The following is a 16,891-nucleotide window of genomic DNA, read 5'->3' as shown; positions in this document are numbered from 1 at the left end:
GAAATACCCTGCCACAGCATAGCATCCGCCGCCCCAAAACGCGGGGCGTTTTGGGGACCCCGTCTGATTTCACATCCTCGGGCGAAGTGAATTCGCCCTGCGGCAAGGGGGGGCTGGCCCATGTGGGCCAGCCCCCCCTTGTACAGCGCTTACCGCGCCGCCCCGGCTCTGCCGGGGCCCCAAGTGGCGGACGATAAGTGGGATATGCACTTCAAGTCAAAGCAGATATACTCAGTAGGAAATACCCTGCCACAGCATAGCATCCGCCACTTTGAGGAAGCCGGCAATGTTGGCGCCGGCCACCAGGTTGCCGGGCATGCCGTACTCCTCGGCGGCCTTGGCGGCGTTGTGGTAGATGTTGGTCATGATGCCGTGGAGCTTCTCGTCGACCTCCTCAAAGGTCCAGCTCAGGCGCAGGGAGTTCTGGCTCATCTCCAGACCGGAGGTGGCCACACCGCCGGCGTTGGCAGCCTTGGCGGGCCCAAAGAGGATGCCATTGGCCTGGAAGATGGTGACAGCCTCAGGGGTAGAGGGCATGTTGGCGCCCTCAGCCACGGCGAAGCAGCCGTTCTTCACCAGAATCTGAGCGGAGGCGCCGTCCAGCTCGTTCTGGGTGGCGCAGGGAAGGGCGATGTCGCAGGGGACGGTCCAGATGCCGGCGCAGCCCTCCACGTACTTGGCGGAGGGGACATAGTCCAGGTAGGTCTTGATCCGGGCCCGCTTGACCTCCTTGATCTCCTGCATGACCTTGTAGTCAATGCCGTTCTCGTCCACGATGTAGCCGTTGGAGTCGCTCATAGCGATGACCTTTCCGCCCAGCTGGGTGGCCTTCTGGTTGGCGTAGATGGCCACGTTGCCGGAGCCGGAGATGACCACCCGCTGGCCCTCAAAGCTCTTGCCGTTGGCCTTGAGCATCTCGTCGGTGAAATAGCACAGACCGTAGCCGGTGGCCTCGGTGCGGGCCAGGGAGCCGCCGTAGGTGAGGCCCTTGCCAGTGAGCACGCCGGTGAACTCGTTGCGCAGGCGCTTGTACTGGCCGTACATGAAGCCAATCTCACGGGCGCCCACGCCGATGTCGCCGGCGGGCACGTCGGTGAACTGGCCGATGTGGCGCTGCAGCTCGGTCATGAAGGACTGGCAGAAGCGCATGACCTCGGCGTCGGACTTACCCTTGGGGTCGAAGTCGGAGCCGCCCTTGCCGCCGCCCATGGGCAGGCCGGTGAGGGAGTTCTTAAAAATCTGCTCAAAGCCCAGGAACTTGATGATGGAAAGGTTCACGCTGGGGTGGAACCGCAGGCCGCCCTTGTAGGGGCCGATGGCGGAGTTGAACTGCACCCGGAAACCGCGGTTGACCTGCACGTTGCCCGCGTCGTCCACCCAGGGCACCCGGAACTGGATGACCCGCTCGGGCTCCACGATGCGCTGGAGGATGCCCGCCTTCTGGAGGTCGGGACGCTTCTCCACCACGGGCTGGAGGGACTCCAGCACCTCACCCACCGCCTGGAGGAACTCCGGCTGGTTGGGGTCCTTCTTCACTGCCGCGTCGTATACGCTCTGCAAGTAATCGTTCTTGAATTCCATTTTCCAAAACCCCTTTGTTTTGACGGGTGGCCCCGCCTGATTTTGTAGCGCATCCGGAGAACACCTGCCCGTCCGGGGGGAACGCCGGAATTTGGAATGTATTATACTTCACCTAGATAAAGATTGCAAGAAAAAAATGAAAAGTTGCATTCGAGACGCTGCGATTTTGGCAGGATACCAAAAATGGCGCTCTGATAGGCGGGGCAATGATGCAAAATAAAAAAAGATGGACCTCCGATCAAACGGAGGTCCATCTTTGCGTGCCTAAAACGGAGAGGCTTACTTGCCGACAATAGCAGCGGTATCCTGAGCGATGACCAGCTCCTCGTTGGTGGGGATGAGGAGGGTGTGGACGCGGGCGTCGGCGGCGGAGATGTCCTTCTCCTCGCCCCGGACCTTATTCTTCTCGGGGTCGATCTTGATACCCATGAAGCCCAGGTTGGCCACGATCTGCTCACGCAGCTCGGGAGAGTTCTCACCCACACCGGCGGTGAAGACCACGGCGTCCACGCCGCCCATGGCAGCGGAAGCGGAGGCGATGCGCTTGGTGGTCTTATAGCAGAACATATCCAGAGCCAGCTGAGCGCGCTTATTGCCCTCTGCGGCAGCGGACTCGATGTCACGGAAGTCGGAGGACACACCGGAGACACCCAGCACGCCGGACTTCTTGTTGAGGATGTTCATGACTTCCTCGATGGTCAGGTGGTGGGTCTCCATGAGGTACTCGATGATGGACACATCGATGGAGCCGCAACGGGTGCCCATGGGCAGGCCGTCCAGGGGAGTAAAGCCCATGGAGGTCTCGATGGACTTACCGCCGTCAATGGCGCAGACAGAGGCGCCGTTGCCCAGGTGGCAGGTGACGATCTTCAGTTCCTCGATGGGACGGCCCAGCATGGCGGCAGCCCGGCGAGAGACATACAGGTGGGAGGTGCCGTGGAAGCCGTAGCGGCGGACGTGGTTCTCCTCATAGTACTCATAGGGGATGGCGTAGATGAAGGCGCGGGCGGGCATGGTCTGGTGGAAGGCGGTGTCGAACACAGCCACCATGGGCACGCCGGGCATGACCTTCTGGCAGGCCTTGATGCCGGTGATGTTGGCGGGGTTGTGCAGGGGGGCCAGGGGGATGCACTCCTCAATGGCGGCCATGACGGAGTCGTCGATGAGGACGGAGGAGGCGAACTTCTCACCGCCGTGCACCACGCGGTGGCCAACGGCGTCGATCTCGGACATGCCCTTGATGACGCCGTGCTCAGCGTTGGTCAGGGCGTCCAGCACAGCCTGGATGGCCTCAGCGTGGGTGGGCATGGGGATCTCAAACTCATACTTGCCGTTGGTGGCGGGGACTTTGTGGGTCAGACGGCCGTCGATGCCGATGCGCTCGCACAGGCCCTTGGCCAGGACCTCCTGGGTCTGGGGGTCCATGAGCTGGTATTTCAGAGAAGAACTGCCGGCGTTGATGACGAGAACTTTCATTGTGTGATCCCGCTCCTTTGAGATGAAATATAATTGGCGGTCCTTGCGTATCTGCGCTCGTTCCGCTAAAATGACAGTATAATTGTAGCCCATTCCGCAGAAAAGAACAACCCATTCTTTCAGAAAAAGTCAAAAAATTTCCTTCCGGAGGTAGCACCAATGAACGTTGCGGGCATCATTGCTGAATATAACCCCTTTCACCGGGGACACGACTGGCAAATTGACGAAACCAGACGGACCCTGGGGGCGGACACGGCGGTGGTGTGCGCCATGAGCGGGCACTGGGTCCAGCGGGGGGAGTGCGCCGTCACCGACAAGTGGACCCGGGCGGCCATGGCTCTGCGGGGGGGCGCCGACCTCATCCTGGAGCTGCCCACCCCCTGGGCCTGCGCCTCGGCGGAGACCTTTGCACGGGGAGGCGTGGGGGTGCTGTCTGCCACCGGGGTGGTGGACACCCTGTCTTTCGGCAGCGAGTCGGGGGAGCTGGAAGGTCTGCGGCGGGCGGCGGAATGTCTGGACTCGGAGGACTACCGGACCGCCCTCCGGGGCTTCCTGGACCAGGGGCTGCCCTTTGCCGTCTGCCGCCACCGGGCGGCGGAGGAACTGCTGGGGGCGGAGGGGGCCAGCCGTCTGGAAAACCCCAATGACAACCTGGGGGTGGAATACCTGCGGGCGCTGCCGCCGGAAATGGGGGCGCTGACAGTGAGACGGGTGGGAGCCCGCCATGACGGAGCGCCAGCGGAAGGCTTCGCCTCGGCCTCCACGCTCCGGGCCTGGCTTCGGCAGGGGAAGATCGCCCGGGCGGAGGGCTACCTCACGGAATGTTGGCAGGGGGATATCGCCTCCATGGAGTGGTGCGAGCGGTGGGCCCTGGCCCGTCTGCGCACCATGAGCCTGGCGGAGGCGGAGGCCCTCCCCGACAGCGGGGAGGGCTTGGCCGCCCGGCTGCTGGAGGCGGGACGGCGGGCGGGGAGCCTGGAGGAGGTCTATAACCTTGCTAAGACCAAGCGGTACGCCCACGCCCGGGTGCGTCGGCTGACGGCCTGGGCCATGCTGGGGCTCACCGCCGCAGACCGGCCGTCGAAGATCCCTTACCTCAAGGTCCTGGGCTTCACCGACCGGGGCCGGGAGGTGCTTCGGGAGATGAGGAAGCGGGCCAGTATCCCCGTCATCACCAAGCCGGCCCACGCCAAGGCCCTGCCCGGTGCGGGAGAGAAGCTGGCGGGGCTGGAGGCCCGGTGCACCGACCTCTACGGCCTGTGCTTCGCCCGGCCTTGGCCCGGGGGTGTGGAGTGGCGGACGGGACCGGTGGTCCTGTCCGGGCAGAAAAAGAATGGGGAGGGGACGATATGATCACACCGGTGCTGGACCCCAGCCTAAGTACCCCCCTCTATGAGCAGCTCTACCGCCAGATTCGGCGGGACATCGAATCGGGGGTCCTCTCCGCCGGGGAGAAGCTGCCCTCCAAGCGGGCCCTCTCCGCCCATTTAAAGGTGAGTGTGGTGACGGTGGAGGGGGCCTACGGCCAGCTCCTGGCCGAGGGCTATCTGCGCTCTGAGCCCAAGCGGGGCTTTTTTGTTGCCGACCTGGAGCCGGCGCTGGCACCGGCTGCACCGGTGCCCCTTCGGGAAAAGACGGCTCCACCACCTGCCGATGCGCCCCGGTACGACTTTGCCACCAACGCCGTGGATGCCGCCCACTTTCCCTTCGCCACCTGGGCCAAGCTCATGCGGCAGGTCCTCACCAAGGAGGACAGCGGCCTGCTGTCGGCCATCCATCCCCAGGGGGTGCCCGCTCTCCGCGCCGCCATTGTTGACTACCTCCGGGAGTTCCGGGGCATCGACGCCCACCCCGGCCAGGTGGTGGTGGGGGCTGGGTCGGAATACCTTACCGGCATCCTCTTTCAGCTTCTGGGCCGGGAGGGGGGCTATGCTGTGGAAAACCCGGGCTACCGGAAATTCGGACGCATCCTCTCCCGGCAGGGGGCCCTCATCTGTCCCATCCCTCTGGATGAGCAGGGGCTCCGGGTGGATGCCCTCACCTGGTCGGGGGCCCGGGTGGTCCACGTGACCCCCTCCCACCACTTCCCCCTGGGCACCGTCATGCCGGTGACCCGGCGGCGGGAGCTCCTGGCCTGGGCGGCGGCGGGGGAGGAGCGGTACATCATCGAGGACGACTACGACAGCGAGTTCCGTTTTTCCGGCCGCCCCATCCCGGCCCTCCAGAGCCTGGACGCTGGGGAGCGGGTGGTCTACCTCAACACCTTCGCTAAGAGCCTGGCCCCCTCTCTCCGCATTGGTTACATGGTGCTCCCCTCCCACCTGGCGGAGCGGTACCGGCGGGAGTTTCTGCTCTACTCCTCCACCGTCCCCTCCTTTGAGCAGTACACCCTGGCCCGGTTTTTGGAAGGTGGACACTTCGAGCGGCACATCGCCCGGATGCGGGTGGAGTACCGGGACCGGAAGGCCGCCCTCACCGCCTGCGTGAAGGAGTTGGGCTTCCCCGCCCGGCTCTCGGGGGCGGATGCCGGCCTCCACATGCTCCTCACCCTGGAAAACGGTATGGAGGAGGGGGAGCTGGTGGAGCGGGCGGCGGCGGAGGGGGTGGCGGTCTACCCCCTGTCGGCCTACTGGCTGACGCCGCCCCCGGAGGAGCTGCCTCCCACCCTCATCATGGGCTACGCCCGGCTGGAGGCCGAGGACATCCGTCAGGCCTTCCGGCGGCTGAAGACGGCCTGGGGCAGTCGTTAGAGATTTGTAAGAAATGCCCGGTGGGGCTGTAAGAGTTGCCTGCTATGCTGGAGGCATCAGGAAGGAGTTTCGATCTATGGACGAGCGGATTTTAGTGGTGGACGACGACCGGGAGATCGTAGGGGCCATTGCCATTTTGCTGGAGCGGGAGGGCTATCAGGTCCTCCGGGCCTACAACGGTATGGAGGCCCTGGATCTGGCCCTGGACCCGGCCATCCGGCTCATCATCATGGATGTGATGATGCCCCGGCTGGACGGACTCTCGGCGGTGCTGCGCATTAGGGAGAAGCGGAACCTGCCCATCATCGTCCTCTCCGCCCGCAGTGAGGATACCGACAAAATCCTGGGCCTCTCGGTGGGGGCGGACGACTACGTGACCAAGCCCTTCAGCCCGCCGGAGCTGGTGGCCCGGGTCCGCAGCCAGCTGCGGCGGTACACCAGCCTGGGGGACGTGAACGCCGAGGGGCGCATGGACGTGATCGTCAACGGCCGCCTCACCTACGACCCGGAGGGCATGAGCCTGAAGGCCGACGGGGAACCGGTGAAACTCACGGCCACCGAGACCCGGATCGTGGATCTCCTCATGCGGAACCTGGGCCGCATCTTCCCGGCGGAGGAGATCTACCGCCGGGTGTGGGAAGGGGAGTGCTTCGCCCCGGAGAACACGGTGATGGTCCACATCCGCCGCATCCGGGAGAAGATCGAGCTCAATCCCAAGAAACCGGAATACTTGAAGGTGGTGTGGGGCATTGGTTACAAGATGGAAAAAATGGGCTAGTTTAATTACCCTCTTTCTGGGGTTTTATCTCACCCTGACGGGATGTGTGGGGACGTGGTACGCCGCCTGGGGATTGGCCCCCCGGGGGCTGGGGCCGGAGGTGGTTTTTCAGAGCGACTACCGGGATACGGCCTACTTCCGGCGGGAGATGACAGGCTATCTATACGATGTCCTCAACTGTCTCCAGAGCGGGTGGACCTATCATCTCTGGGAAAATGCCGATGTAAGCACCAATCTCCTCTACTCCGGCAGCTACCGGTCCGGGTACGAAGACATCGTCTATACCAACACCGGCTACGACTTAAGCCGCGGCCTGCCGGAGGGATATGACTTTCTCCTGGCCTTTCGGAACGGGAGGGTGGTCATCACTAAGGACGGGGAGGCGGTAGACGTCTACGGCGACGGCTACTACACCGAGGACAGCCAGTGGGATGTGCCGGGCTATACCAACCGGGACCCCGACGGCCTGGAAAACTATACGGTTTACCTGGCCGTGGCCTCCCGGCCGGTGGACCACGGCTGGTGGGAGCCCATCTGGAACATGACGCAGGTGATCACCTACGTCCGGTATGGCTACCTGGGCCTTTTCGGGGTCTGGGCGGGTGCAGTGCTGTGCCTCACTCTGGCGGTGGTGCTGCGGAAGGCCCGGCGGGAGGCGAGAGCCGCCATCGCCGCCCGGACGGCCAAAGTGTGGTTCGAGGTCAAGGCCCTCTGGACGATCTTCCCGGCTTTCCTGTTCTGGCAGCTCCTCATTGGGGGCTTTTTCTGGGGGCTCAACGCCTATGCCGCCGTGACGGGCCTGGCCTTTCTGATCTGCTACCCCGTGCTCCTCTATCTGACGGGGTGTGACCTGCGGCACAACAAGCAGGTCTGGAAAAACAGCCTGTGTGCCAAGCTCTTCTCCGGCGGAAAGTCGGCGGCGGGGGCCCTCTCCGCCCGGCTGGCCTCTCACATCTGGTTTGAGTGGAAGCTGCTGCTGCTCGTCTTTTTACCTTTCCCCGCCCTGCGGACCCTCTCCGAACTGCGGTGGGCTGTGGGCTATGTGGAGTCTTTTCTGTTTTTCCTCGCCCTGTTTGTCCTGACTGCCGGACTGTGGCTGGCCACCCTTTATGTGGTCGTATGCGATCTGCGCTGCAACGAAAAGCCGTGGCGCCACGGGCTATTTGCCACCCTGTTCCGGGGACTGAGCTGGCTATGGCGGGTGTTCCGAGGAACGGAGCTTGCCCAGCCCCTGCGGCGGCGGTTCCTGGCCCGGATGGCGGGGGCGGCGGCCGGAGTACTCATCCTGGCTTTCCTGGCCCTCATCACAGTGTTTTCCTACTGCTGGGACCACACGGGACTCTCCTCGTTTGGGAGCATCCTGACCGCCCTGCTGGTGGTACTGCTCCTGCTCCTCCCCCTGGCCTGGCTGCTGGACCGGACCTGGCTTCTCCTCCGTGACCTGGTCCCCCTCACCGACCAGCTCTCCACGCTGCGTGCCGGCGGATCGGCCCAGCCCCTGACCCTGCCCGAGGGCTCCGACCTATCCGCCGCCGCGGGCGACCTCAACCGGGTCCAGGAGGGCCTGCGCTCCGCCGTGGCCGAGCAGATGAAGAGCGAGCGGATGAAGGTGGAGCTCATCGCCAACGTCTCCCACGATTTAAAGACACCGCTCACCTCGGTGGTGAGCTACGCCGCCCTGCTGGGGGAGGAGGAGGACCTGCCCCCCCATGTGAAGGACTATATCCGTATCCTCAATGAGAAGGCGAGACGGCTCCAGGTCATGGTGCAGGACGTCTTTGAGGTGAGCAAGGCGGCCTCCGGGGAGCTGCCGCTGCACATGGAACAGCTGGACCTCACCCGCCTGCTGGACCAGACCATGGCCGACATGGACGAGACCATCCGCCGCAGTGGCCTCACCTTCCGCACCACACTGCCCAGCAATCCGGTGTGGATCACCGCCGACGGGGACCGGCTCTACCGGGTCTTCCAGAACCTGATCCAGAATGCCCTCCGCTACTCCCTGGAGGGCAGCCGGGTCTATGTCACTCTGGAGGTTATTGAGGGCCGGGCAGTGGCCCGAGTGAAGAATACCTCCCGGGACGAATTGCCCTCCGGGGTGGATTTCACCGCCCGGTTCGTCCGCGGAGACGTCAGTCGCACCGACGGCGGCAGCGGTCTGGGCCTGGCCATCGCCAGCAGCTTCACCGCCGCCTGCGGCGGCACCCTCCGGGTGGAGACCGACGCCGACCTCTTCACCGTGGAGGTGACCTTCCCCACCTCCGGTTGACGAAAACAGGGGGTGGGCAACAAGGCGCCCGTGTGGTATACTGTATGTATATCACGCGGGCGCTTTTGGCGCGGAAAGGAAAGCCTATGGAATTCATCTATGAGGCCGAGCGGATCTACGTCAAGGACGAGTCCGGCCGCATGGCGGCCCAGGTCACCTTCCACCAGCGATCAGACCGGGCCGTATCCATCGACCACACCTATGTCTCGCCGGAGCTCCGGGGACAGGGGACGGCGGGAAAGCTGATGGCCGCCGTGGCCAAACGCTGCCGGCAGCGGGAGCTGAAGGTGGTACCGGTATGCTCCTACGCCGTGGCCTGGTTCCAGGACCACCCGGAGGAATCGGACCTTTTGAAGTGACGCCGCCGTGCGTGCGGATCAGAGAATTTAAGAAGGAGAGATCTGGAACATGAGTTTTGTACTGCCTGCATACCATGCCCCCGACTTTGCTGCCCTGGGCCTCGGCGAGGCCCCCGATGTGTCTCTGGTCCCCGCCCCCAAGGACGGGGTGGTGCCCGAAGGGTACCATGCCACTACCATGTTCCCGGAGTATTTCCGCCTGGGCGGCCGTTGGGTGCTGGCCCAGGAGAGCCGCATGGACTGCGTGGCCGTCTGCCGGGACGGCGGCATCTCCATCGTGGAGTTCCGCAATGTGAAGGCGGGTGACCCGGTGGCGGTGGGCCGTACTGAGGACGGCAGCCAGGGCATCTACGTCCACACCACCGGCTTTGAAGAGGAGCGGAGCGCGGAAGGGGAGGCCTTTTCCTTCCGCCAGGGCCGCAGCCGTGAGACGGCCTACTCCATGGACTACGACTCCATGTATGAGCTCCTCCGCCACGAGCGGGAGCACGGCAATATTTTGTGGGTCATGGGTCCCGCCTGTACCTTCGACGCCGACGCCCGGTCTGCCTTTGCCGCCCTGGTGCGGGAGGGCTTTGTGGACGGGGTGCTGGGGGGCAACGCTCTGGCCACCCACGACCTGGAGGCCGGCTGCCGGGGCACTGCCCTGGGTCAGGACATCTATACCCAGCGCAGCCAGCCCAACGGCCACTACAACCACATCGACACCATCAACGACGTCCGCCGCCTGGGGTCCATCCAGGCCTTTGTGGACTCCGGCGCCGTGAAGGACGGCATCATCTACGAGTGCGTGAAGAAGGGCGTTCCCTTCGTGCTGGTGGGCTCCGTCCGGGACGATGGTCCCCTGCCCGAGGTGTACGGCAACGTGTACGAGGGCCAGGACGCCATGCGCAACCTCATCCGGAAGGCCACCACCATCATCTGCATGGCCTCCACCCTACATACCGTGGCCACCGGCAATATGACCCCCTGCTACCGGGTGGTGGATGGGGTGGTCCGTCCCCTCTATTTCTACTCGGTGGACATCTCGGAGTTTGCCGTCAACAAGCTCCGGGACCGGGGCAGCCTGACGGTCAAGACCATCGTCACCAACGTCCAGGACTTCATCGTCCACGTGAAGAACGGGGTCTGCGGCTGAAGCCAGCGCACAAAAAACGGCGTGTGCAGTGTGCACACGCCGTTTTTTCGTTTTTGCCTTATTCGCCCCACAGGTCGGCGGGGTAGAGCCCTTCTTTGGTCATACGGGCGATGGCGGCCACCACCACCGGCTTGTCCTCGTGGTAGGTGACGCCATACCAGCGGTCCCGGCTGCGCAGGACCTTCACCCGGGCCTTGCCCTCCCCGATGAGGGCGCTCACCACGCTGGGCAGGAAGTATTCCCCCTTGATGGGGTCATCCTTCAGTGCCCGGTCCAGGAAGGCGGGGAAGCGGGCTTCCGCCTCGGTGAGGAAGCTGCGGGTGAAGCCCCACAGGTTCATGGATACGATGGTATCCCCGGCCAGATGCTGCCAGGTCTGTCCGCCGTCCTGGGTGGAGCGGGCGTCCTCCCCGTCCTTTTCGATGTGGGTGTGCTCGGTAACGCTCTTGAGGAAGTGATCCTCCGTCTCCACGCATACCCCGCGGGCCACATGGCCGTGCTCGGTGACGGTGTTCCCCAGCAGGTAGCCCACCATGGCGTACTCATAGCAGCCGGGCTGGTCTTCATGGGTGGAGAGGTAGTCGTACATCTCCCGAAAGGCCTCGGGGCCGTAATAGTCATCGGAGTTGATGACGGCGAAGGGGCCGTCCACCACCTTTCGAGCGGCCAGAATGGCGTGACAGGTGCCCCAGGGCTTCACCCGGCCCTCGGGGACCGTATAGCCCTCGGGCAGGTCATCCAGCTCCTGATAGGCGTAGCGCACGTCCATGACCTTGCCCAGCCGGTCGCCAATGCCGGCCTTAAAAGTGTCCTCGATGGCGTGCTTGATGACGAAGACCACCGTCTCAAATCCCGCCCGCCGGGCGTCGTAGATGGAGTAGTCGATGATGAGCTGACCGTGTTCCCCCACGGGGTCCAGCTGCTTGAGGCCGCCGTAACGGCTGCCCATACCCGCGGCCATCACCACCAAAACAGGTTTCTGCATGCTCGTATCCTCCTTGTGTTTCGTTGTCTCTCACGGCTATTTTACACGCTGGGGCGGCAAAAGGGAAGAGCCGTTTCAGAGCGCCTCCTCCGGGAGCCGGAGGAGCTTGAAGTGGTTCCGGTGAGTCTCCAGCACTCCCTCAGCTCGGAGCCGGGAGAGGACGGCGGACATGGCACTGCGCTCCACACACAGGTAATCGGCCAGCTCCTGCCGCCCGAAAGGGATGGTGAACTCCATCCCACCGGCCATGGCGGCCTGTTCCGAGAGGTAGGAGAGGAGCTTCTCCCGGGTGGAGCGGCGGGAGAGGTGAACCATCCGGCGATTGAGGGCCAGGTTCTTCCCAGCCAGCACCCCCAGCAGATTGCTTACCAGCCGGCTGTGGAAGGGACAACCGTTGGGACAGGAACGCACCACGCGCTGAAGGTCTAGCAGAAGTACCTCACAGTCCTGGGTGGCCAGAACAGTCACCGGCAGGCCGCCGGGCAGGGCGGGGGCGCAGGCGAAGGTCTCAGCGAAGAGTTCCCCAGGCTCCAGCTCGGCCAGAAGGGCCCGGTGGCCGGAGAACTCCTCCCGTACCACCTGGACCCGGCCTGAGAGCACCAGCCCCATCTGGCCGACGGGGGTTCCCGCCAGCAGGATGGCCGCCCCGGCGCCGTAGCGCCGGGCGCCGCCCCCCAGGCAGGGGATGAGCTGCTCCAGCTCCTCCGGCGCAATGCCCCGGAAGAGGGGGGAACGGCGGAGAATTTCCAGATATTTTTTCATGATAGACTCCTACTTGTTGGAATTCCAACTGACTTTGGAGCTCCAGTATACGATAATAAGCACAGAAAAACAAGGGGGGACCGGAAATGAGGAGAAAAGACCGGGAGATGGACGCCGAGTTTGCCCGGATGGTGCTGGACAAGTGCGAGTATGCGGTGCTGGGTATGACCGGCCCGGAGGGCTGGCCCTATAACGTGCCGGTGACCATCGCCCGCCGGGGGGAGGAGCTCTTCTTCCACTGTGCCCTGGAGGGACAGAAGGTGGACTGCCTCCGCCGGGACGGCCGGGTGTGCGTGACGGCGGTGGGGGATACCCACATCCCGCCCGACAAGTTCACCACCGAGTACGAGTCGGCGGTGGCCTTCGGCCTGGCCGAGGAGGTCACCGATCCGATGGAAAAGACCGAAGCCCTGCGCCTGCTGTGCCAGCGGCATGTCCCCTCCAACATGGCGGACTTCGAGGCCTCTGTGGCCCGGAGCCTGGACCGTACCGGTGTCTGGAGAGTGAAGATCACCGGCCTCACCGGCAAGCGGAAGAAGTACGCCGCCGCCGGGAAAGAAATGAAATTCGGAAGGATGGAATAAACATGGAGCGCAAGATCATCAAAATTGACCAGGAGAAGTGCAACGGCTGCGGCCTGTGCGCCGCCGCCTGCCACGAGGGTGCCATCGGCATGGTGGAGGGCAAGGCCCATCTGCTGCGGGAGGACTACTGCGACGGGCTGGGGGACTGCCTGCCCGCCTGCCCCACCGGCGCCATCACCTTTGAAGTCCGGGAGGCACCGGCCTACGACGCCGCCGCCGTGGAGGCGGCCAAGAAGGCCAAGGCTTCCAAGGCGGGCGGGCCCCTGCCCTGCGGCTGCCCCGGCAGCCAGTCCCGGAGCATCCAGCGTACCCCCTGCGCCGCCCCCGCCGCTCCTGCTGCGGCAGAGGAGAGCCAGCTCTCCCAGTGGCCGGTGCAGATCAAGCTGGTGCCGGTGAACGCCCCCTACTTTGACGGGGCCAAGCTGTTGGTGGCCGCCGACTGCACCGCCTATGCCTACGCCGCCTTCCACCGGGACTTCATCCGGGGGCGGATCACTCTGGTGGGCTGCCCCAAGCTGGACGAGGGGGACTATGCCGACAAGCTCACCGAGATCCTGCGGCAGAATGACATCAAGAGCGTCACCGTGGTCCGCATGGAGGTGCCCTGCTGCGGCGGCCTGGAGAACGCCGTGAAGCGTGCCCTCCAGAACTGCGGCAAGCTCATCCCCTGGCAGGTGACCGTCATCTCCACCGACGGCCGCATCCTGGACCTGTAACCACAAGTATGAAGAGCGCCCCGGAGCAATCGCTCCGGGGCGCTCTTGGTCATTCCGCGTCCTCTCTGGCCCAATCCAGACTGCGCTTCACCGCACGGTGCCAGCCCTTCAGCAGTTTTTCCCGGCGGTCGTCGGTCATGTCCGGGGTGAAGGTCACATCCTTCCGCCACAGGCCCCGGATTTCCTCCCGATCCCGCCAGACCCCCACCGCCAGACCGGCCAGGTAGGCGGCGCCCAGGGCGGTGGTCTCCCGAATGACGGGACGCACCACATCCCGGCCCAGAATGTCGGCCTGGAACTGCATCAAAAAGCCGTCTCGACTCGCTCCGCCGTCGGCCCGGAGGGCCTGGAGAGGCACACCGGTGTCCTTTTCCATGGCGGCGGCCAGGTCCCGGACCTGATAGGCGATGGACTCCTGGGCCGCCCGGATGATGTGCTCCCTGCGAGTGCCCCGGGTGATGCCCACCAGACAGCCCCGGGCATACATGTCCCAATAGGGCGCCCCCAGCCCTGTGAAGGCGGGCACCAGGTAGACCCCGCCGGTGTCGTCCACCTTCTGGGCGTAGTACTCGGCGTCCCGGCTCTCGGTGAGGAAGCGCAGCTCATCCCGGAGCCACTGGATGACGGCGCCGCCCACAAAGACGGAGCCCTCCAGGGCGTACTGGACCTTGCCGCCCAGGCCCGCGGCGATGGTGGTGATGAGGCCGTTGCTGCTGACGCAGGGGGTCTCGCCGGTGTTCATAAGGAGGAAGCAGCCGGTGCCGTAGGTGTTTTTGGCCTCTCCGGGGGCGAAGCAGGTTTGGCCGAAGAGGGCAGCCTGCTGGTCGCCGGCGATGCCGGAGATGGGCACCCTGGTCTCCCCCAGCTGGGCATAGCCGTAGACCTCGCTGGAGGAGCGGACCTCCGGCAGCATAGCCCGGGGGATGTTCAGGGCGGAGAGCAGGGTGTCGTCCCAGTCCAGGCGGCGGATGTCGAAGAGCATGGTCCGGGAGGCGTTGGTCACATCGGTGACGTGGACTGTCCCGCCGGTGAGCTTCCAGAGGAGCCAGGTGTCCACGGTGCCGAAGAGAATCTCACCCCACTCCGCCTTCTCCTGGGCTCCCTCCACGTGGTCCAGGAGCCACCGGATCTTGGTGGCGGAGAAGTAGGCGTCGGGCACCAGGCCGGTGGTGCTGCGGATGTGGTCCCCCAGGCCATCGGAGAGAAGCCTGTCTACCAGGGGAGCGGTGCGGCGGCACTGCCAGACGATGGCGTTGTGAATGGGCTTGCCGGTGGCCTTGTCCCAGAGGATGGTGGTCTCCCGCTGGTTGGTGATGCCGATGGCGGCCACCTCCGACGGGGAGACCCCGGTTTTGGCCAGTACCTCCATCATGACGGCGTACTGGGAGGACCAGATCTCCATGGGATCGTGTTCCACCCAGCCCTCTCTGGGGTAGAGCTGGGGGAACTCCTTCTGAGCCACCCCGGTAATGGCCTGCTTCTCGTCGAATAGAATGGCCCGGGAGCTGGTGGTGCCCTGGTCCAGGGCCAGGATATATCTGCCCATACGCTTGCCTCCAAACGTGGTTGTTTTGACCAGTTTACCACATTTGGGATGGTTTGGATACTCCAAACTTGTTTCTCTTGCCAAGAGGGGCGGGAAATGCTATGATGGAACAAAGAGAGTCCCCGCCTGGCGCGGGTACAGGAAAGGCGTGAGGACATGTATACCACAGAGGTGCGGGTGAAGGCCCTGCCGGTGAGGGAATGGCTTGACAGGTATTGTTTTCCTGACCTGTTCCGGGATGCCTGCCTCCACTGTCCGGACCACAATATGAACTGGTCCTGTCCGCCGGGGGTACCGGCGGCGGAGGAGCTTTTGGGGGGCTACCGTACAGTCTACCTTATTGGTATCAAGGTGATCTACGACGACGAGCAGCGGGCCAGGGCGTTGGTCTCGGACAAAGCGGCTGACGAAGTCAGAAGTGCCAGCTATGGCGTGGTGAAGAAGGCCCTGCTGGAGGTTCTGCTCCAGATGGAGCAGGCGGTGCCCGGCTCCTATACGGTGGCGGCGGGGCGCTGCGAGCAGTGTGAGAAGTGCAGCCGGATCATCGGCCGGATCTGCCGTCGGCCGGAGCGGCTGCGGTATTCTTTTTCCGCCTTCGGCTTCGACCTCACCGGACTGGCCCGGGACCAGCTGGATCTGGAGTTGCTGTGGGCTAAGGAGGGCCTGCCGGAGTACAACGTGGCGGTGGCCGCCTTCCTGACGAGGTAAGACTATGGGCACCGAACTAGAGCAGAAATATGTGGTGGATTCCACGCGGCCATGGGCGGTCCAGACCCAACTTATCTCCCAGCTGAGCCGGGCGGGCTATCAGGTGACCTTTGTGGAGGAAACGCCCCAGCAGGATACCTATTTCGATACTCCCGGGGAGGCCATCCTCAAGGGGGGCGGTTCCCTGCGCCTGCGGGAGAAGGGGGAGAAGCGCCTTCTCTCGGTGAAGTCCATGCTCCGCAGTGAGGGAGGTACTTTTCTGCGGCGGGAGGACGAGCTGGTCCTGAACGGGGAGGCCGACCCCAGAGCCTTTCTGCGGACCTATCTTCCGGAGGTGGACCTGGAAGCCCTGATGCCAATGGCGGTGGTGGTCAACCTCCGCCGGACCTACGAGGTGTCCCGGACAGCGGGGGGGCGGTTCGAACTGGCCTTTGACGACGTGACCTATCAAAATCCGTCCACCGGCCAGGAGTACCGGGAGCGTCAGGTGGAGATCGAGGCTCGGTCCGGCACCCAGGCTGACCTGGAGCGAGTGGTGTCCGCTCTGCGCCTTTCCGAGCTGCGGCCGGCCTCCGAGTCCAAATACCAGCGGGCCGTGCGGCTCACCACAAAGACCGTGGAAGGATAGGTTCGGCGAGATTTCATCTTTTTAGGGGTCGTTCTGTTATGAATAAGATCGTTTTGTCCATTGTGGGATTGCTGCTGATCCTGTTTGCCGCAGTCTGCCCACTTCCCACCATTCTTTCTGTTTCCGGGATGGTTTGGAGAGGGGTGATTGGCGTGCTCGGCTGTGCGATGTTCGCTTTTGGCATTGTCCGGAGGGCGCATCAGCACTGATCGCTCTTTAAAAGCGGATCGGAATATGGTGTGCATGAACAGAGAGACAGTAGGTTCAGGGTAGGAGGAGATGTGGTGAGGCATAAAATCGCGGGATTCCTGACTTTGGTGGTGACGGGGGCGGCGGCCATCGTCTGGACCGTCAACTGCGTGGTCCTTGCAGTATATACCCGTCACGAGCCGCCCCCGGAGTTCCTCTTGCCGATGAACATCATCTGTGCCGTCCTGTTCTGGATTGCCTTTCTCATCCGGCTATACGGTCTTGTCAAAAACAGAGGAGAGAAGTCCCAGAAATGAAAAAGTCCCGGCTCCATGGGGAGCCGGGACTTCAGCCTGTCGAAAAAGTCCAGCGAAAGCTGGGCTTTTTCGTTTGCAAGAGGTAAAATAGCAATAGGTGGTGAG

The 16,891-nt window shown here is 63.9% G+C and carries 17 protein-coding genes; 11 read left to right on the top strand and 6 right to left on the bottom strand.

What is annotated here, in order from left to right:
• Window positions 1-231 precede the first annotated feature (231 nt).
• Together gdhA and Q0K15_RS07610 are read right to left on the bottom strand one after the other, a co-directional pair.
• Window positions 232-1,581, bottom strand: a complete 1,350-nt coding sequence (gene gdhA, locus Q0K15_RS07615) for an NADP-specific glutamate dehydrogenase (protein ID WP_294514838.1) — start codon at window positions 1,579-1,581, stop codon at window positions 232-234.
• A gap of 279 nt (window positions 1,582-1,860) precedes the next feature.
• On the bottom strand, window positions 1,861-3,057 hold the full coding sequence (locus Q0K15_RS07610) for an acetate kinase (protein WP_294514830.1): 1,197 nt from the start codon (window positions 3,055-3,057) through the stop codon (window positions 1,861-1,863).
• Between the two features lie 159 nt (window positions 3,058-3,216).
• On the opposite strand from Q0K15_RS07610, the gene Q0K15_RS07605 reads away from it, so the two are divergent.
• The 6 genes from Q0K15_RS07605 (at window position 3,217) to Q0K15_RS07580 (ending at window position 10,351) form a co-directional block, all read left to right on the top strand.
• On the top strand, window positions 3,217-4,410 hold the full coding sequence (locus Q0K15_RS07605) for a nucleotidyltransferase family protein (RefSeq protein ID WP_294514827.1): 1,194 nt from the start codon (window positions 3,217-3,219) through the stop codon (window positions 4,408-4,410).
• Window positions 4,407-5,807: a PLP-dependent aminotransferase family protein gene (locus Q0K15_RS07600; RefSeq protein WP_294514824.1), complete on the top strand. Its 1,401-nt coding sequence runs from the start codon at window positions 4,407-4,409 to the stop codon at window positions 5,805-5,807. The genes Q0K15_RS07605 and Q0K15_RS07600 overlap by 4 nt, the downstream gene beginning before the upstream one ends.
• Window positions 5,808-5,883: 76 nt before the next feature.
• Window positions 5,884-6,585, top strand: coding sequence for a response regulator transcription factor (locus Q0K15_RS07595; RefSeq protein WP_294514821.1), 702 nt, complete (start codon window positions 5,884-5,886; stop codon window positions 6,583-6,585).
• On the top strand, window positions 6,557-8,854 hold the full coding sequence (locus Q0K15_RS07590) for a HAMP domain-containing sensor histidine kinase (RefSeq protein ID WP_294514817.1): 2,298 nt from the start codon (window positions 6,557-6,559) through the stop codon (window positions 8,852-8,854). The genes Q0K15_RS07595 and Q0K15_RS07590 overlap by 29 nt, the downstream gene beginning before the upstream one ends.
• 86 nt (window positions 8,855-8,940) lie before the next feature.
• Complete coding sequence (locus Q0K15_RS07585) at window positions 8,941-9,213, top strand: GNAT family N-acetyltransferase (protein ID WP_294514814.1); 273 nt, start codon at window positions 8,941-8,943, stop codon at window positions 9,211-9,213.
• 49 nt (window positions 9,214-9,262) lie between these two features.
• Window positions 9,263-10,351 carry a hypothetical protein gene (locus Q0K15_RS07580; protein WP_294514811.1) on the top strand — a complete coding sequence of 363 codons (1,089 nt, stop codon included), beginning with the start codon at window positions 9,263-9,265 and terminating at the stop codon, window positions 10,349-10,351.
• A 58-nt stretch (window positions 10,352-10,409) separates the two neighbouring features.
• On the opposite strand, the gene Q0K15_RS07575 is transcribed toward Q0K15_RS07580, so the two are convergent.
• Window positions 10,410-11,336, bottom strand: coding sequence for a sugar phosphate nucleotidyltransferase (locus tag Q0K15_RS07575; protein WP_294514808.1), 927 nt, complete (start codon window positions 11,334-11,336; stop codon window positions 10,410-10,412).
• 75 nt (window positions 11,337-11,411) lie between these two features.
• Entirely contained in the window at window positions 11,412-12,098 is a 687-nt protein-coding gene (locus Q0K15_RS07570; protein WP_294514805.1) for a Crp/Fnr family transcriptional regulator, read from the bottom strand.
• Between the two features lie 86 nt (window positions 12,099-12,184).
• Here Q0K15_RS07570 and Q0K15_RS07565 point away from each other — a divergent pair, with 86 nt between their 5' ends.
• Both Q0K15_RS07565 and Q0K15_RS07560 read left to right on the top strand, forming a co-directional pair.
• A complete protein-coding gene (locus Q0K15_RS07565) occupies window positions 12,185-12,682 on the top strand; it encodes a pyridoxamine 5'-phosphate oxidase family protein (RefSeq protein WP_294514801.1) in 498 nt (165 codons plus the stop codon).
• Between the two features lie 2 nt (window positions 12,683-12,684).
• The gene (locus tag Q0K15_RS07560) at window positions 12,685-13,398 is read left to right on the top strand and encodes a 4Fe-4S binding protein (RefSeq protein WP_294514797.1); all 714 of its coding nucleotides are present in this window, start codon (window positions 12,685-12,687) and stop codon (window positions 13,396-13,398) included.
• Window positions 13,399-13,447: 49 nt separating this feature from the next.
• On the opposite strand, the gene glpK is transcribed toward Q0K15_RS07560, so the two are convergent.
• Complete coding sequence (glpK, locus tag Q0K15_RS07555) at window positions 13,448-14,944, bottom strand: glycerol kinase GlpK (RefSeq protein WP_294514794.1); 1,497 nt, start codon at window positions 14,942-14,944, stop codon at window positions 13,448-13,450.
• A gap of 156 nt (window positions 14,945-15,100) precedes the next feature.
• Here glpK and Q0K15_RS07550 point away from each other — a divergent pair, with 156 nt between their 5' ends.
• Genes Q0K15_RS07550 through Q0K15_RS07540 form a run of 3 tightly spaced genes read left to right on the top strand, consistent with a single transcriptional unit; the run spans window position 15,101 to window position 16,489 of the window.
• Entirely contained in the window at window positions 15,101-15,652 is a 552-nt protein-coding gene (locus Q0K15_RS07550; protein ID WP_294514791.1) for a DUF2284 domain-containing protein, read from the top strand.
• A 4-nt stretch (window positions 15,653-15,656) separates the two neighbouring features.
• Complete coding sequence (locus Q0K15_RS07545; RefSeq protein ID WP_294514788.1) at window positions 15,657-16,280, top strand: CYTH domain-containing protein; 624 nt, start codon at window positions 15,657-15,659, stop codon at window positions 16,278-16,280.
• A gap of 38 nt (window positions 16,281-16,318) precedes the next feature.
• Window positions 16,319-16,489: a hypothetical protein gene (locus Q0K15_RS07540; protein WP_294514785.1), complete on the top strand. Its 171-nt coding sequence runs from the start codon at window positions 16,319-16,321 to the stop codon at window positions 16,487-16,489.
• Window positions 16,490-16,662: 173 nt separating this feature from the next.
• On the opposite strand, the gene Q0K15_RS07535 is transcribed toward Q0K15_RS07540, so the two are convergent.
• The coding region (locus Q0K15_RS07535; RefSeq protein ID WP_294514782.1) for a hypothetical protein at window positions 16,663-16,891 on the bottom strand (229 nt) is incomplete at its 5' end.

The sequence above is a fragment of the uncultured Intestinimonas sp. genome (genome assembly GCF_944387245.1).
GTDB lineage: Bacteria > Bacillota > Clostridia > Oscillospirales > Oscillospiraceae > Intestinimonas.
Note: the sequence above shows the minus strand (reverse complement) of the source record. Positions and strands in the feature narration are given on the sequence as shown.

Coding starts and splice junctions, on each gene's coding strand:
- gdhA (WP_294514838.1), bottom strand. CDS start 1,581: ATGGAATTCAAGAACGATTACTTGCAGAGCGTATACGACGCGGCAGTG.
- Q0K15_RS07610 (WP_294514830.1), bottom strand. CDS start 3,057: ATGAAAGTTCTCGTCATCAACGCCGGCAGTTCTTCTCTGAAATACCAG.
- Q0K15_RS07605 (WP_294514827.1), top strand. CDS start 3,217: ATGAACGTTGCGGGCATCATTGCTGAATATAACCCCTTTCACCGGGGA.
- Q0K15_RS07600 (WP_294514824.1), top strand. CDS start 4,407: ATGATCACACCGGTGCTGGACCCCAGCCTAAGTACCCCCCTCTATGAG.
- Q0K15_RS07595 (WP_294514821.1), top strand. CDS start 5,884: ATGGACGAGCGGATTTTAGTGGTGGACGACGACCGGGAGATCGTAGGG.
- Q0K15_RS07585 (WP_294514814.1), top strand. CDS start 8,941: ATGGAATTCATCTATGAGGCCGAGCGGATCTACGTCAAGGACGAGTCC.
- Q0K15_RS07580 (WP_294514811.1), top strand. CDS start 9,263: ATGAGTTTTGTACTGCCTGCATACCATGCCCCCGACTTTGCTGCCCTG.
- Q0K15_RS07575 (WP_294514808.1), bottom strand. CDS start 11,336: ATGCAGAAACCTGTTTTGGTGGTGATGGCCGCGGGTATGGGCAGCCGT.
- Q0K15_RS07570 (WP_294514805.1), bottom strand. CDS start 12,098: ATGAAAAAATATCTGGAAATTCTCCGCCGTTCCCCCCTCTTCCGGGGC.
- Q0K15_RS07565 (WP_294514801.1), top strand. CDS start 12,185: ATGAGGAGAAAAGACCGGGAGATGGACGCCGAGTTTGCCCGGATGGTG.
- Q0K15_RS07560 (WP_294514797.1), top strand. CDS start 12,685: ATGGAGCGCAAGATCATCAAAATTGACCAGGAGAAGTGCAACGGCTGC.
- glpK (WP_294514794.1), bottom strand. CDS start 14,944: ATGGGCAGATATATCCTGGCCCTGGACCAGGGCACCACCAGCTCCCGG.
- Q0K15_RS07550 (WP_294514791.1), top strand. CDS start 15,101: ATGTATACCACAGAGGTGCGGGTGAAGGCCCTGCCGGTGAGGGAATGG.
- Q0K15_RS07545 (WP_294514788.1), top strand. CDS start 15,657: ATGGGCACCGAACTAGAGCAGAAATATGTGGTGGATTCCACGCGGCCA.
- Q0K15_RS07540 (WP_294514785.1), top strand. CDS start 16,319: ATGAATAAGATCGTTTTGTCCATTGTGGGATTGCTGCTGATCCTGTTT.